The following is a 14191-nucleotide window of genomic DNA, read 5'->3' as shown; positions in this document are numbered from 1 at the left end:
TTAGAAGAACGTCTTTGCTGCGGCTTCGGCAAATCCGCCGATTGGACCAGCGAGGAAGACGTAGAAGAGCACGAAAGCGCCCGTAACGCCGAGAACGAGGCGCAGCTCGCCCGCGACCGGCACGAAACCACCAACCGGCTCATCGAACCACATGATCTTGATCATGCGCAGATAGTAGAACGCACCCACGACCGAAGCCACGATACCGATGATCGCCAGCGGGTAAAGACCAGCCTGCACAGCAGCAAGGAAGGTGTACCACTTGCCGAAGAAGCCGGCGAGCGGCGGGATCCCGGCGAGCGAGAACAGGAAGATCGTCATGATCGTTGCCAGCACCGGATTGGTGCGCGACAGACCGGCCAGATCGCCGATGTTCTCAACATTGCCGTCTTTGGTGCGCATGGCGAGAATGAAGGCAAAGGTGCCGAGCGTCATCGCAAGATAGATCGCCATGTAGATGGCCACGCCCTTCACACCGATGGCCGTACCAGCAGCCAGACCCACAAGGGCATAGCCCATGTGGCTGATCGACGAATAAGCCATCAGACGCTTGATATTGCGCTGGCCGATAGCGGCGAAGGCACCCAGAACCATCGAAGCGATTGCGATGAAGATCACAACCTGCTGCCAGTCATGGGTGACCGGAGCGAAGGCTTCGGAGACGACGCGGATGATGAGCGCCATGGCGGCCATCTTCGGAGCGGCGGCAAAGAAGGCCGTTACCGGGGTCGGCGCACCTTCATAGACGTCCGGCGTCCACATGTGGAACGGAACGGCGGAAATCTTGAATGCCAGACCGGCCAGAATGAAGACCAGACCGAACACCAGACCAAGCTCACGCTGGCCGCCCGAAACAGCCTGGGCGATTTCGGCGAAACCGATATGGCCGGTATAGCCGTAAACAAGCGAGATACCGTAAAGCAGCATGCCCGAGGACAGCGAGCCGAGAACGAAATACTTCAGACCGGCTTCTGTGGAGCGAACGCTGTCGCGGTTGAACGCAGCCAGCACGTAAAGCGCCAGCGACTGCAGTTCGAGACCGAGATAAAGCGACAGCATGTTGGAGGCCGACACCATCAACAGCATGCCGAGCGTCGAAATGACGATCAGGACCGGGAACTCGAACTTGTCGAACTTTTCCGCCTTGGCGAAACCGACCGACATGACGAGCGTGACGATGGAGCCGATCAGCGTCAGCACCTTCATGAAGCGGCCAAAACCGTCATTGACGATGGCGCCGCCGAAAGCGGAACCATTCGCCGGGAATAGAACAACCAGTGCCAGCGCTGCAATCAGCACTGCGACGGACAGTCCGTTGACGAGCGTGGTTGCACGCTCGCCAGAGAACACGCCGATCATAAGCAGTGCCAAGGCGCCTACAGCCAGGAGAACCTCCGGCGCTGCAAGGGTCAGATGAGCTATCAGATCAGTCTGCATGACCTTACGCCTTTATTTTCTTACTGTGCCAGCATTGCATTGGCGGCTCCGCCAATTGCAGCGTCGTAATGTTGAACCAGAGCGGTCACAGCACTTGCAGTCGCATTGAAGACCGGTGCCGGATACACGCCGAAGAAGATGGTGAGTACCACGAGCGGATAGAGAATGATCTTCTCACGCGGGCTGAGATCGAGGAGCGCCTTGAGGCTTTCCTTGTCGAGCGCACCGAAGATCACCTTGCGGTAAAGCCACAGCGCATAGGCCGCCGAGAGAATGACGCCCGTGGTTGCGAACAGCGCCACCCAGGTATTGACCCGGAACACACCGAACAGCGTCAGGAATTCACCGATGAAGCCCGAAGTACCCGGCAGGCCGACATTCGCCATCGTGAAGATGAGGAAGGCCACCGCATATTTCGGCATGTTGTTCACCAGACCGCCGAACGCCGCGATCTCACGGGTATGCATACGGTCATAGATCACGCCGACGCAAAGGAAGAGAGCACCCGACACGATACCGTGCGACAGCATCTGGAAGATTGCGCCCTGAATGCCCTGCTCATTGGCCGCGAAGATACCCATGGTCACATAGGCCATGTGTGCGACGGACGAGTAAGCAATCAGTTTCTTGATGTCTTCCTGAACCAGAGCCACCAGAGACGTGTAGATGATGGCGATCACCGACAGCGTGAAGACAAGGGGCGCGAAATCAGCAGAAGCCAGCGGGAACATCGGCAACGAGAAGCGCAGGAAGCCGTAGCCACCGAGCTTCAGAAGGATACCGGCCAGAATGACCGAGCCTGCTGTCGGCGCTTCAACGTGGGCATCGGGAAGCCAGGTGTGGACCGGCCACATCGGCATCTTGACCGCAAACGACGCGAAGAAGGCGAGCCATAGCCATGTTTGCATGCCAGCCGGGAAGCTGAACTTCTGCAGTTCGACGATGTTCATCGTGCCAGCCTGCCAATACATGGCCATGATGGCGATGAGCATCAGCACCGAGCCGAGCAACGTGTAGAGGAAGAACTTCAAGCTTGCATAAACGCGACGCTTGCCGCCCCACACGCCGATGATGATGAACATCGGGATAAGGCTTGCTTCGAAGAACACGTAGAACAGGAAGAGGTCGAGCGCGCAGAACACGCCGATCATGAGCGTTTCCAGAATGAGGAACGCGATCATATATTCCTTGACGCGCTTTTCGACAGACACCCAGCTTGCAAGAATGCAGAACGGCATCAGGAAAGCGGACAGCACCACGAACAGGACGGAGATACCGTCCACGCCCATATGGTAGCTGATACCGCCGCCCATCCAGTCGACCTGCTCGACCATCTGGAAGCCAGCGTTCGAATTATCGAACCCGGCCCAGACGACGAGCGACAGGATAAAGACGAACACCGTTGTCAGCAAAGCGACGTTGCGGATGTTGCGACGCGAAGCCTCGCTGTCGTCCTTGATCAGAAGGATCAGTAACGCGCCGACGAGCGGCAGAAACGTGACCGTTGAGAGAATTGGCCAGTCGGTCATCAGAAAGAGCTCCCGAGCATCATCCAGGTGACGAGCGCGGCGACGCCGATCAGCATCGCGAATGCGTAATGATAAAGATATCCGGACTGCATCTTGACGACGCGGTTGGTGACATCAAGCACACGGGCCGAGATACCATCCGGACCGAAGCCGTCAATGAGCCAGCCGTCGCCACCCTTCCAGAAGACACGACCGAGCCACTTGGCCGGACGAACGAAGAGGAAGTCGTAGAGTTCGTCGAAATACCACTTGTTCAGCAGGAACTGGTACAGACCGCGATGGCGTTCTGCCAGTGCCTTCGGCATTTCCGGCGACCGGATGTAGAAGATCCATGCAACGATGAAGCCGATGATCATAGCCGTGAAAGGCGACAGCTTAACCCAGGTCGGAACATGATGGTACTCATCGAGGATCTCGTTGGTCGGCAGCGTGAACAGAGCGCCCTTCCAGAATTCGGCATAGTCATGACCGAAGAAGAATTCCTTGAACACCACACCGGCAAGGATTGCGCCGACAGCAAGAACGAACAACGGCACCAGCATCACGGGCGGCGATTCATGGACGTGATGCATGACTTCCGCCGAAGCGCGCGGCTTGCCGAAGAAGGTCATGAAAATCAGACGCCAGGAATAGAAGCTCGTGAACAGAGCCGAGACGACGAGCAGCGTGAAGGCGTAGCCAGCAGCCGGGCTCTGCGAAGCGAACGTCGATTCAATGATCGCATCCTTCGAGAAAAAGCCTGCCGTACCGATAATCGTGCCCGGAATGCCAAGACCCGTAATAGCAACCGTACCGATGAGCATCATCCAGTAGGTAACCGGGATCAGCTTGCGTAAGCCCCCCATGCGACGCATGTCCTGCTCTTCCGACACGGAATGGATGACCGAACCGGCGCAAAGGAACAGGAGAGCCTTGAAGAAGGCGTGCGTGAACAGGTGGAACACCGCAGCGCCGTAAGCGCCGACGCCGAGAGCCACGAACATATAGCCCAGCTGCGAACAGGTCGAATAAGCGATAACGCGCTTGATATCGTTCTGCACCAGGGCAACCGTTGCCGCAAAGAATGCGGTGGTGGCGCCGATGATGGTGACGACCAGAAGAGCTGTATGCGACAGTTCGAAGATCGGCGACATGCGCGCGACCATGAACACCCCCGCGGTCACCATGGTTGCGGCGTGAATGAGAGCCGAAACAGGTGTCGGGCCTTCCATAGCGTCCGGAAGCCAGGTGTGCAGCAGGAACTGCGCCGACTTACCCATCGCGCCCATGAACAGAAGCAGGCAAACAACGGTCAGTGCCGTTTCCTTGTGCAGTTCATAGCCGAGGAAGTTCAGCACGACCTGACCTGCATCCGCAGCGCCTTCTGCCGGCAGATAATTGGCGGCAGCAGCGAAGATCGTGTTGTAATCAACCGACTGGAACAGAGCGAACAGGCCGAAGATGCCAAGCAGGAAGCCGAAGTCACCAACGCGGTTGACGACGAAGGCCTTCATGGCGGCGGCATTGGCCGAAGGCTTCTTGAACCAGAAACCGATCAGAAGATAGGACGCCAGACCCACGCCTTCCCAGCCGAAGAACATCTGAACCAGATTGTCCGACGTAACCAGCATGAGCATCGCGAAGGTGAACAGCGACAGATAGGCGAAGAAGCGCGGACGATGCGGATCGTGGTGCATATATCCAATCGAATAGATATGCACGAGAGCCGAAACCGAGTTCACGACAACGAGCATGACGCCGGTCAGCGTATCGACACGCAGCGCCCAATCGAAGGACAGCGAACCGGACGTGACCCAATGCAGCACCGGAATGCGCACAGTTTCACCGTCGCCCATTGGAATCTGGAAGAACACGATCCACGAGCAGATCGCGACGATAACCATAAGGCCGGAAGTGATGTATTCACTCGCTTTTGCGCCGATCTTATTGCCGAACAAGCCAGCAATAAGAAAGCCGATAAGCGGAAGGAAGACGATCGCGTAGTAGAGCATTTGCCCGTCAACCTTTCATAACATTGACGTCTTCCACCGCGATGGAACCGCGATTACGGAAGAAAACAACGAGAATTGCCAGACCGATGGCCGCTTCAGCAGCCGCAACAGTCAGAACGAAAAGGGCGAAGACCTGCCCGACCATGTCGCCGAGCTGGCTGGAGAACGCCACGAAGTTGAGATTGACCGAAAGCAGGATCAATTCGATCGACATCAGGATAACGATGACGTTCTTGCGGTTCAAAAAGATGCCGAAGACGCCAAGCGTGAACAGGATGGCCGAAACGGTCAGATAATGAGCGATACCGATTTCCATATGCTTATCCTTAGATGCCTTTGCCCGTTTCGACCTTCTTGATCTCAATCGCCGTTTCGGGCGTGCGAGCAACCTGGGCCGAGATGGACTGGCGCTTGACATTCGGCTTGTGCCGCAGCGTCAGAACGATGGCGCCGATCATCGCGACCAGAAGGACGAGACCAGCAACCTGGAAGTAGAAGACGAAGTCGGTGTAGAGAATGTCGCCCAGAGCAGCGGTATTGGACCGCTCGGCGATATTCGGGATCGGCACAGCGCCCTGCCCCAGCTTCGGTGCAAACATGTTGCTCGCGAAGACGAAGATCAGTTCGCCCAGCAGGATCAACCCGACCAGAGCGCCGACCGGCGCATATTGCAGCGCACCGCGCTTCAGTTCCGAGAAATCCACATCCAACATCATGACGACGAAGAGGAAGAGAACCGCCACAGCGCCGACGTAAACGACGAGCAGGATCATGGCGAGGAACTCGGCCCCGGTCAGCAGGAACAGAGCTGCCGCATTGAAGAATGTGAGGATCAGAAACAGCACCGAATGCACGGGGTTGCGTGCCGCAATCACCATGAACGCGCTTGCGATCATGATGAAAGCGAACAGATAGAAAAACGCTGCCGCAATACCTGTCAGCATGGGGATCCCCCAACACCTTTCCGTGAGCAAAGCCCTATTGCTTTGCCCGCTTTATTCATAAACTCTTGTCCGAGCATCGGACTGACCGAAAATTCGATCTGACACTCGAACTGATCAGGAACCCGATCAGCGATAAGGCGCATCCATCGCGATATTGCGCGCGATTTCGCGTTCCCAACGGTCACCGTTGGCGAGGAGCTTGTCCTTGTCGTAGTAAAGCTCTTCGCGCGTCTCGGTCGCGAACTCGAAGTTCGGGCCTTCGACGATGGCATCCACCGGACATGCTTCCTGGCAGAAGCCGCAATAAATGCACTTCACCATGTCGATGTCGTAACGCACCGTACGGCGGGTGCCGTCGTTGCGACGCGGACCGGCCTCAATGGTGATGGCCTGTGCCGGGCAGATTGCTTCGCAAAGCTTGCAGGCGATGCAGCGTTCTTCACCGTTGGGATAACGGCGCAGCGCATGTTCGCCGCGGAAGCGCGGTGAAACCGGACCCTTTTCATGCGGGTAGTTCAACGTCGCCTTCGGCGCGAAGAACTGACGCATGGAAAGAAAGAACGCGCCGACGAATTCCTTGAGAAGGAGCGATTTGGCTGCTTGAGCGATTGAAGCCATTGTTATTACTCCTTACGCCAGACCGAAGACTTTGAGGAAGGTCGCGGTGGCGACAACCATGAAGAGCGAGATCGGCAGGAAAACCTTCCAACCCAGACGCATCAGTTGGTCATAGCGGTAACGCGGTACGAAAGCCTTCACCATGGCGAACATGAAGAAGCAGAGGCAGAGCTTGAGCATGAACCAGATGATGCCCGGAACCCAGTTGAGGAACCAAACGTCAACCGGAGGCAGCCAGCCGCCGAGGAAGAGCGTGGTCATCAGGGCGCACATCAGCGTGATCGCCACATACTCGCCGAGGAAGAACAGAAGGAACGGCGTGGACGAGTATTCGATCATATGACCGGCCACGAGTTCGGATTCAGCTTCGACGAGATCGAAAGGCGGACGGTTCGTTTCAGCAAGCGCCGAAATGAAGAAGATCACGAACATCGGGAACAGACAGAGCCAGTTCCAGTCGAGGAACGATGCAGGCAGGCCGAGCATGGTGCCGAGGCCGGTGTTCTGCGACAGCACGATATCGGTCAGGTTGAGCGAGCCGACAGTCAAGAGAACGGTGACAATCACAAAGCCGATGGAAACTTCGTAGGAAACCATCTGCGCCGCCGAACGAAGCGCGCCGAGGAACGGGTACTTCGAGTTGGAGGCCCAGCCGCCCATGATCACGCCGTAAACTTCAAGCGAAGAAATGGCGAATATATAGAGAATGCCGACATTGATGTTGGCGATAGCCCAGCCTTCATTGACCGGGATAACGGCCCAGGTTGCCATTGCGAGAACGGCAGAGACGAAGGGCGCAAGGAGGAAGACACCCTTGTTTGCGCCCGACGGAATGATCGGTTCCTTGAAGACGAACTTCAACAAGTCGGCGAAAGCCTGGAACAAACCCCAGGGGCCGACAACGTTAGGGCCGCGACGAAGCTGCACCGCTGCCCAGATCTTGCGATCCGCATAAAGCAGGTAAGCGACGACGATCAGCAATACGACGAGCAGAACGACCGACTTCAGCGCCATGATCAGCGCGGGTAAGACGTAAGCTGCAAAAATTCCTTCCATTGTTCCGTCTCTCTCTCGCTTACTCGGCAGCTTGGCTGAAGCCGCCAGCCGCGAGCGCCGAGCATTCGGCCATGACGGCGGAAGCGCGCGCAATTGGGTTCGTCAGGTAGAAGTCCTTGACCGGGGAAACGAACGCAGCGCCGCCGCCCAGGTTGGAAGCCTTAGCTGCCAGCGCGACGAGATCGTCGGCGGAAGCAGGCGTGATGGTGTCGATGGCCAGCATGTGCGGGTAGTCTGCATAGAGCTTGGCGCGAAGCTGCTGCAAGCTATCGAACGGCAGGCGCTTGCCAAGGCTGTCCGACAGAGCGCGCAGGATTGCCCAGTCTTCCTTCGCTTCGCCCGGTGCGAAACCGGCGCGGCTGCCAAGCTGTACGCGACCTTCGGTGTTGAGCCAGGTGCCCGACTTTTCCGTATAGGCTGCGCCCGGCAGGATCACGTCGGCTGCATGCGCACCGGCATCGCCGTGCGTGCCGATGTAAACAACGAAGCTCGGGCCCTTACGGGTCATGTCGAGTTCGTCTGCACCGAGCAGGAACACGACATCCACATTGCCCAGCATGTCGCCAGCTGCCTTGCCGCCCTCACCCGGCACAAAGCCGAGGTCCAGAGCGCCAACACGTGAAGCGGCAGTGTGCAGAACGGAGAAGCCGTTCCACTCATCCTTGATCGCGCCAACGTCCTGAGCAAGCTTGGCGGCCGTCGCCAGAACCCCACGACCGTTTTCGCCGGTGAGCGCGCCCTGACCGATGATGATCAGCGGACGTTCAGCCTTGGCCAACACATCGCGGAAAGCGTTGTTGCCAGCAGCGACGGATGCCAGCGTGTCGGCACCTGCGCCTAGATATTCGTAATTGTAACGCAGTTCAGCCTGTTCGCCGATCAGAGCGACCGGGAAATGGCCCATGCGCTGACGCTTGCGAATACGTGCGTTCAGAACGGCGGCTTCAACGCGTGGATTGGAACCGATGATGAGCAGAGCATCAGCGTTTTCAATGCCTTCGATGGTCGCGTTGAAGAGATAGCTTGCACGACCGAGAGCCGGATCAACAGCTGCGCCATCCTGACGGCTGTCGATATTGGCAGAGCCGAGCGAAGCCATCAGGCCCTTCAGCGCATAGATTTCCTCGACCGAAGCCAGATCGCCTGCAACAGCGCCGATCTTATCAGCCGACGTTGCCGAAACCTTGGCTGCAATGGCAGCGAAAGCTTCCGGCCAGCTTGCGGCGACCAGACGGCCATCCTTGCGGACATAAGGGCGGTCGAGGCGCTGGGTGCGCAGGCCGTCCCAGATGAAGCGGGTCTTGTCGGAAATCCACTCTTCGTTCACCGCTTCGTTGACGCGCGGCATGATGCGCATCACTTCGCGGCCACGCGTATCGACGCGGATGTTCGAACCGACCGCGTCCATCACATCGATGGTTTCAGTCTTGTTCAATTCCCACGGACGCGCCTGAAACGCGTAAGGACGCGAGGTCAGAGCGCCAACCGGGCACAGGTCGATCACGTTGCCCTGCAATTCCGAGGTCATGGCGCGTTCGAGATAGGTGGTGATCTCGGCGTCTTCACCACGGCCGATGAGGCCGAGTTCGGAAATGCCAGCCACTTCCGTCGTGAAACGGACGCAGCGCGTGCAGTGAATGCAGCGCGTCATCACCGTCTTGACGAGCGGGCCGATATATTTGTTTTCGACCGCGCGCTTGTTTTCGCGATAGCGCGAACCGTCGGTGCCGAAAGCCATTGCTTGATCCTGCAGATCGCACTCGCCGCCCTGATCGCAGATCGGGCAATCCAGCGGGTGGTTGATCAGCAGGAATTCCATCACGCCTTCGCGGGCCTTCTTGACCATCGGCGTGTTGGTGAAGATTTCAGGCGCTTCGCCGTTCGGGCCGGGACGCAGATCGCGCACGCCCATGGCGCAGGATGCCGCCGGCTTCGGCGGTCCGCCCTTTACTTCAACCAGACACATACGGCAGTTTCCAGCGATGGAAAGCCGTTCGTGGAAACAGAACCGCGGCACTTCAGCGCCCGCGGCTTCGGCAGCCTGAAGGAGCGTATAGTGATCGGGTACTTCGATCTCTGTGCCGTCAACCTTGATCTTTGCCATCGTTTATCCAAACCTGCGGCTTAAGCCGCATTTTCCAGATCTCAAACTCTTGCGCCCGCCCTTGTATTGGCATGGCCTTTTCCGAAAACCGCCAGGCACTTTTCGGGGCCATGCCCTGCCGGGCAGGCTCACACAAACCGTTCAGCCTTATTCCGCTGCTTCCAGACGGATATTGCGGCTCTGCACGGCGTTGCGTGTATAATCATCAATGCGCTTTTCAATCTCCGGACGGAAATTGCGGATCAGACCCTGGATCGGCCATGCAGCCGCGTCGCCAAGCGCGCAGATCGTGTGACCTTCAATCTGCTTGGTCACGTCGAACAGCATGTCGATTTCGCGCTTCTGCGCGTTGCCCTTGACCATGCGTTCCATCACGCGCCACATCCAGCCGGTGCCTTCGCGGCACGGCGTGCACTGGCCGCAGCTTTCATGCTTGAAGAACGCCGACAGACGGGCAATCGCCTTGATGATGTCGGTGGACTTGTCCATGACGATCAGGCCGCCGGTGCCGAACGACGATTTCTTGTCGCGCATGCCGTCGAAATCCATGATGGCGTCCATCATGTCTTCGCCTTTGATGACCGGGCAGGATGCGCCACCGGGAATAACCGCCAACAGATTGTCCCAGCCGCCGCGAATGCCGCCAGCGTGCTTTTCGATCAGTTCGCGGAACGAAATGCCAAGGCCCTCTTCCACGACGCAAGGCGTGTTCACATGACCAGAAATCTGGAACAGCTTGGTGCCGACATTGTTCGGACGACCGATGGACGAGAACCATGCACCGCCGCGACGCAGGATCGTCGGCGCAACCGCAATCGATTCCACGTTGTTCACGGTCGTCGGGCAGCCATAGAGACCCATATTGGCTGGGAATGGCGGCTTCAGGCGCGGCTGGCCCTTCTTGCCTTCAAGGCTTTCGAGCAGCGCGGTTTCTTCGCCGCAGATATAAGCGCCAGCGCCATGGGAGACAAAAATGTCCATATCCCAGCCGCACTTGTTGTCTTTGCCAAGCAGACCGGCTTCGTAGCATTCGTCGATTGCCGCCTGCAGGGCTTCACGCTCACGCATGAATTCGCCGCGAATATAGATATAAGCGGTGTGTGCGCCCATGGCGCAACCGGCGATCACGCAACCTTCGATCAGCGTATGCGGATCGTGGCGCAGAATTTCGCGGTCCTTACAGGTGCCCGGTTCGGATTCGTCGGCATTGACGACCAGATAATGCGGACGACCATCGCTCTGCTTGGGCATGAATGACCATTTGAGCCCCGTCGGGAAGCCAGCGCCGCCACGGCCACGCAGTCCCGATGCCTTCATCTCGTCGATGATCCAGTCACGGCCCTTTTCGATGAAACCCTTGGTGTTGTCCCAATGGCCGCGCGCCATGGCACCCTTGAGGGAGCGATCCTTGAAGCCGTAAATATTGGTGAAGATGCGATCTTTATCAGCCAGCATGTCTCACCTGTTTCCGTTCGTGTTTGCGAATATCGAAGTCATCATACCGGCTTCTTTCCGAATACCTTGATGTATTCCTCGACGCCGCCCTTGGCCAAAGCCTTGGCTTGCTTCACCCAGTCTTCACGCTCGATACGACCGTGGAAGCTGAGATAACCATCAACCCATTCGCGCTCGGCCTTCTTCCAGGCAGAAACCTGCTTGAAGGTGAAGATGCCAAGCTCATGCAGGGTTCCTTCAATCTTCGGACCAACACCGGAGATCAGCTTCAGATCGTCAACTACTTCCGGGCGCTCCATGGCAACCGGACGATTGGCATCGTCAAGCTTGAAGGACTGCTTCGTATCGACCGATGCGGCCTTCTCGGCAGTCTTCGGCACCTTGACGTCCGAAGGCGTCTTCAGGGCCGGATCGGTTTCGGGCGCATTGGTGACCGGCTTTGCAGCGTTCGACGGAGCGACGTTCTTCGCTTCTTCGGCGGCCTTGGCTTCGGCTTCCGCCTTGGCCTTTGCTTCCGCTTCGGCCTTCGCCTTGGCGGTCGCGGCGTCCGATGCCTTGCGGGTTTCGAGACCGATCTTCTTGTAATCCAGATCTTCGGTCAGCGACGTCAGACCGTCGACCGGATTGGACGTTTCACGGCCAATCTGCGGGCCCGGCTTGACGGTGTCGCCCTTGCCAGCTTCGAAAGCGTCGATGATTTCGGCAAGGCGTTCCGGCGTCAGATCTTCATAGGCGTCCTTGAAGATCATGACCATCGGTGCATTGGCGCAAGCGCCCTGGCATTCGACTTCTTCCCACGACAGCGTACCGTCGGCATTAAGCTCGAAGGGATCGTGGTTGATCTTGTGACGGCAGACATCCATCAGCGCTTCCGAGCCACGCAACATGCACGGGGTCGTACCGCAAACCTGAATGTGAGCGCGCGTGCCGACAGGCTTGAGCTGGAACTGCGTATAGAAAGTAGCGACTTCCAGAACGCGGATCAGCGGCATGTCGAGCATGGCTGCCACATGTTCGATGGCAGCTTTCGTGACCCAGCCGTCCTGCTCCTGCGCACGCATGAGCAACGGAATGACAGCCGACTGCTGACGGCCATCGGGGAATTTTGCAATCGTCTTGTGCGCCCAGTCCTGATTTTCCGCGTTGAACGCGAAAGCGGCTGGCTGGACGGCATCATCTGCGAGACGGCGAACGGACATCAGCGGTCAACCTCACCAAACACGATATCGAGCGAGCCAAGAATTGCCGACACGTCAGCCAGCATATGGCCGCGGCACAGGAAATCCATGGCCTGAAGATGGGCAAAGCCCGGAGCGCGCAGCTTGCAGCGATAAGGTTTGTTGGAGCCGTCCGAAACGAGGAAGACGCCAAATTCGCCCTTCGGCGCTTCAACTGCTGCGTAAACTTCACCGGCAGGCACATGGTAGCCTTCCGTGTAAAGCTTGAAGTGGTGGATGAGCGCTTCCATCGAACGCTTCATCTCGCCGCGCTTCGGCGGCACGATCTTGTTGTCGGTATTGGAAACCGGGCCGACGCGTTCCTTGCCGAGCAGCAGGTCAACGCACTGGCGCATGATGCGCGCCGACTGGCGCATTTCTTCCATGCGGATCAGGTAGCGGTCGTAGCAGTCGCCATTCTTGCCGATCGGAATATCGAATTCCATCTCGTTGTAGCACTCATAAGGCTGCGACTTGCGCAGATCCCATGCAGCGCCCGAACCGCGTACCATGACGCCCGAGAAGCCCCATGCCCATGCATCTTCCAGCGACACCACGCCGATATCGACGTTACGCTGCTTGAAAATACGGTTCGGCGTGATGAGGTCATCAAGGTTGTTGAGCGTCTGGAAGAACGGATCGATCCATTTGCCGATGTCTTCAACAAGCTGATCCGGCAGGTCCTGATGGACGCCACCCGGACGGAAATAGGCAGCGTGCATACGAGCGCCACAGGCGCGTTCGTAGAACACCATCAGCTTTTCGCGCTCTTCGAAGCCCCAAAGTGGCGGCGTCAGCGCGCCAACGTCCATGGCCTGCGTGGTCACGTTCAGAAGGTGGTTCAGGATACGGCCGATTTCCGAATAGAGAACGCGGATCAGCTGACCGCGCTTCGGCACTTCGATGCCCATAAGGCGTTCAACGGCAAGCGCATAGGCATGTTCCTGGTTCATCGGCGCCACGTAGTCGAGGCGGTCGAGATAAGGCACAGCCTGAAGATAGGTTTTGGCTTCCATCAGCTTCTCGGTGCCGCGATGCAGCAGACCGATATGCGGATCGACGCGGTCGACGACTTCGCCGTCGAGTTCAAGCACCAGTCGCAGCACACCGTGCGCGGCGGGATGCTGCGGACCAAAGTTGATATTGAAATTGCGGACCTGAGTCTCAGCCATGTTCAGCTTCCCGTCGCTCAGTTCGTCTTTGCCTTCTCATCGCCCGGCAGGACGTATTCCGTCCCTTCCCATGGCGAGAGAAAATCGAAATTGCGGAATTCCTGACGCAGTTCGACAGGCTCGTAGATGACGCGCTTCAGCTCGTCGCTGTAACGCACTTCCACAAAGCCGGTCAGCGGGAAATCCTTGCGCAGCGGATGGCCTTCAAAACCATAGTCGGTCAGGAGGCGACGCAGATCCGGGTGGCCGGAGAACAACACGCCATACATGTCGTAGGTTTCGCGTTCATACCATTCGGCACCAACGAAAACCGAAACCGCCGATGGAACCAGCGTGTCTTCGTCTGCCTGAACCTTGACGCGGATGCGCTGGTTCTGACGCGGCGACATCAGCTGATAGACCACATCGAAGCGATTGGCGCGCTGCGGGTAGTCAACGCCAGAAATATCCGTCAGATTGACGAACTGGCATTGAACATCGTCACGCAGGAAGGTCAGAACGCTGATAAGGCTCGTCACCGGTACAGAAAGCGTCAGCTCGCCATAGGCCAGCTTCGCCTCTTCGATTGCATCGCCGAGGCGTTCCTTGATGTAGCCGGAAAGTTCACCGAGAGCTTCTTCGCTCATTTCCCTAACTTCCTTATTTAGAACTCACACTGCACTTGCCCT

Annotated in this window: 12 protein-coding genes; all 12 read right to left on the bottom strand. The window is 57.8% G+C overall.

Annotated elements, in window-relative coordinates; all coding sequences use genetic code 11:
- The 12 genes from nuoN to ABWW11_RS05795 all read right to left on the bottom strand — a co-directional run bounded on the left by nuoN (position 1) and on the right by ABWW11_RS05795 (position 14149).
- Positions 1-1437, bottom strand: coding sequence for an NADH-quinone oxidoreductase subunit NuoN (gene nuoN / locus ABWW11_RS05850; protein ID WP_109368803.1), 1437 nt, complete (start codon positions 1435-1437; stop codon positions 1-3).
- A 20-nt stretch (positions 1438-1457) separates the two neighbouring features.
- Positions 1458-2966: an NADH-quinone oxidoreductase subunit M gene (locus ABWW11_RS05845; protein ID WP_109368802.1), complete on the bottom strand. Its 1509-nt coding sequence runs from the start codon at positions 2964-2966 to the stop codon at positions 1458-1460.
- A complete protein-coding gene (gene nuoL, locus ABWW11_RS05840; RefSeq protein ID WP_319080316.1) occupies positions 2966-4957 on the bottom strand; it encodes an NADH-quinone oxidoreductase subunit L in 1992 nt (663 codons plus the stop codon). The genes ABWW11_RS05845 and nuoL overlap by 1 nt, the downstream gene beginning before the upstream one ends.
- A 7-nt stretch (positions 4958-4964) precedes the next feature.
- On the bottom strand, positions 4965-5273 hold the full coding sequence (gene nuoK / locus ABWW11_RS05835) for an NADH-quinone oxidoreductase subunit NuoK (RefSeq protein ID WP_006466598.1): 309 nt from the start codon (positions 5271-5273) through the stop codon (positions 4965-4967).
- A 10-nt stretch (positions 5274-5283) separates the two neighbouring features.
- Complete coding sequence (locus tag ABWW11_RS05830; protein WP_109368800.1) at positions 5284-5901, bottom strand: NADH-quinone oxidoreductase subunit J; 618 nt, start codon at positions 5899-5901, stop codon at positions 5284-5286.
- Between the two features lie 126 nt (positions 5902-6027).
- Positions 6028-6519, bottom strand: a complete 492-nt coding sequence (gene nuoI / locus ABWW11_RS05825) for an NADH-quinone oxidoreductase subunit NuoI (RefSeq protein WP_078338429.1) — start codon at positions 6517-6519, stop codon at positions 6028-6030.
- A 12-nt stretch (positions 6520-6531) separates the two neighbouring features.
- Positions 6532-7575 (bottom strand): NADH-quinone oxidoreductase subunit NuoH, encoded by a 1044-nt coding sequence (gene nuoH, locus ABWW11_RS05820; protein ID WP_109368799.1) that lies wholly within the window; start codon positions 7573-7575, stop codon positions 6532-6534.
- A gap of 19 nt (positions 7576-7594) precedes the next feature.
- Positions 7595-9679, bottom strand: a complete 2085-nt coding sequence (nuoG, locus tag ABWW11_RS05815) for an NADH-quinone oxidoreductase subunit NuoG (protein WP_124915638.1) — start codon at positions 9677-9679, stop codon at positions 7595-7597.
- Between the two features lie 147 nt (positions 9680-9826).
- Positions 9827-11134 (bottom strand): NADH-quinone oxidoreductase subunit NuoF, encoded by a 1308-nt coding sequence (gene nuoF / locus ABWW11_RS05810; RefSeq protein ID WP_121535820.1) that lies wholly within the window; start codon positions 11132-11134, stop codon positions 9827-9829.
- Positions 11135-11175: 41 nt separating this feature from the next.
- Entirely contained in the window at positions 11176-12333 is a 1158-nt protein-coding gene (locus ABWW11_RS05805; RefSeq protein WP_121535817.1) for an NADH-quinone oxidoreductase subunit E, read from the bottom strand.
- On the bottom strand, positions 12333-13523 hold the full coding sequence (locus ABWW11_RS05800; protein WP_319080318.1) for an NADH-quinone oxidoreductase subunit D: 1191 nt from the start codon (positions 13521-13523) through the stop codon (positions 12333-12335). Before ABWW11_RS05800 ends, ABWW11_RS05805 begins: the two co-directional genes overlap by 1 nt.
- A gap of 17 nt (positions 13524-13540) precedes the next feature.
- Positions 13541-14149 (bottom strand): NADH-quinone oxidoreductase subunit C, encoded by a 609-nt coding sequence (locus ABWW11_RS05795; RefSeq protein ID WP_109368794.1) that lies wholly within the window; start codon positions 14147-14149, stop codon positions 13541-13543.
- Between the last annotated feature and the right edge of the window lie 42 nt (positions 14150-14191).

It is taken from the genome of Brucella sp. NBRC 113783 (genome assembly GCF_040372265.1).
GTDB classification, from domain to species: domain Bacteria; phylum Pseudomonadota; class Alphaproteobacteria; order Rhizobiales; family Rhizobiaceae; genus Brucella; species Brucella teleogrylli.
This window is presented reverse-complemented; position numbering and strand designations above follow the sequence as displayed.

What these genes read in the sequence shown, in the direction of transcription:
- nuoN (WP_109368803.1), bottom strand. Translation starts at nt 1,437, where the DNA reads ATGCAGACTGATCTGATAGCTCATCTGACCCTTGCAGCGCCGGAGGTT.
- ABWW11_RS05845 (WP_109368802.1), bottom strand. Translation starts at nt 2,966, where the DNA reads ATGACCGACTGGCCAATTCTCTCAACGGTCACGTTTCTGCCGCTCGTC.
- nuoL (WP_319080316.1), bottom strand. Translation starts at nt 4,957, where the DNA reads ATGCTCTACTACGCGATCGTCTTCCTTCCGCTTATCGGCTTTCTTATT.
- nuoK (WP_006466598.1), bottom strand. Translation starts at nt 5,273, where the DNA reads ATGGAAATCGGTATCGCTCATTATCTGACCGTTTCGGCCATCCTGTTC.
- ABWW11_RS05830 (WP_109368800.1), bottom strand. Translation starts at nt 5,901, where the DNA reads ATGCTGACAGGTATTGCGGCAGCGTTTTTCTATCTGTTCGCTTTCATC.
- nuoI (WP_078338429.1), bottom strand. Translation starts at nt 6,519, where the DNA reads ATGGCTTCAATCGCTCAAGCAGCCAAATCGCTCCTTCTCAAGGAATTC.
- nuoH (WP_109368799.1), bottom strand. Translation starts at nt 7,575, where the DNA reads ATGGAAGGAATTTTTGCAGCTTACGTCTTACCCGCGCTGATCATGGCG.
- nuoG (WP_124915638.1), bottom strand. Translation starts at nt 9,679, where the DNA reads ATGGCAAAGATCAAGGTTGACGGCACAGAGATCGAAGTACCCGATCAC.
- nuoF (WP_121535820.1), bottom strand. Translation starts at nt 11,134, where the DNA reads ATGCTGGCTGATAAAGATCGCATCTTCACCAATATTTACGGCTTCAAG.
- ABWW11_RS05805 (WP_121535817.1), bottom strand. Translation starts at nt 12,333, where the DNA reads ATGTCCGTTCGCCGTCTCGCAGATGATGCCGTCCAGCCAGCCGCTTTC.
- ABWW11_RS05800 (WP_319080318.1), bottom strand. Translation starts at nt 13,523, where the DNA reads ATGGCTGAGACTCAGGTCCGCAATTTCAATATCAACTTTGGTCCGCAG.
- ABWW11_RS05795 (WP_109368794.1), bottom strand. Translation starts at nt 14,149, where the DNA reads ATGAGCGAAGAAGCTCTCGGTGAACTTTCCGGCTACATCAAGGAACGC.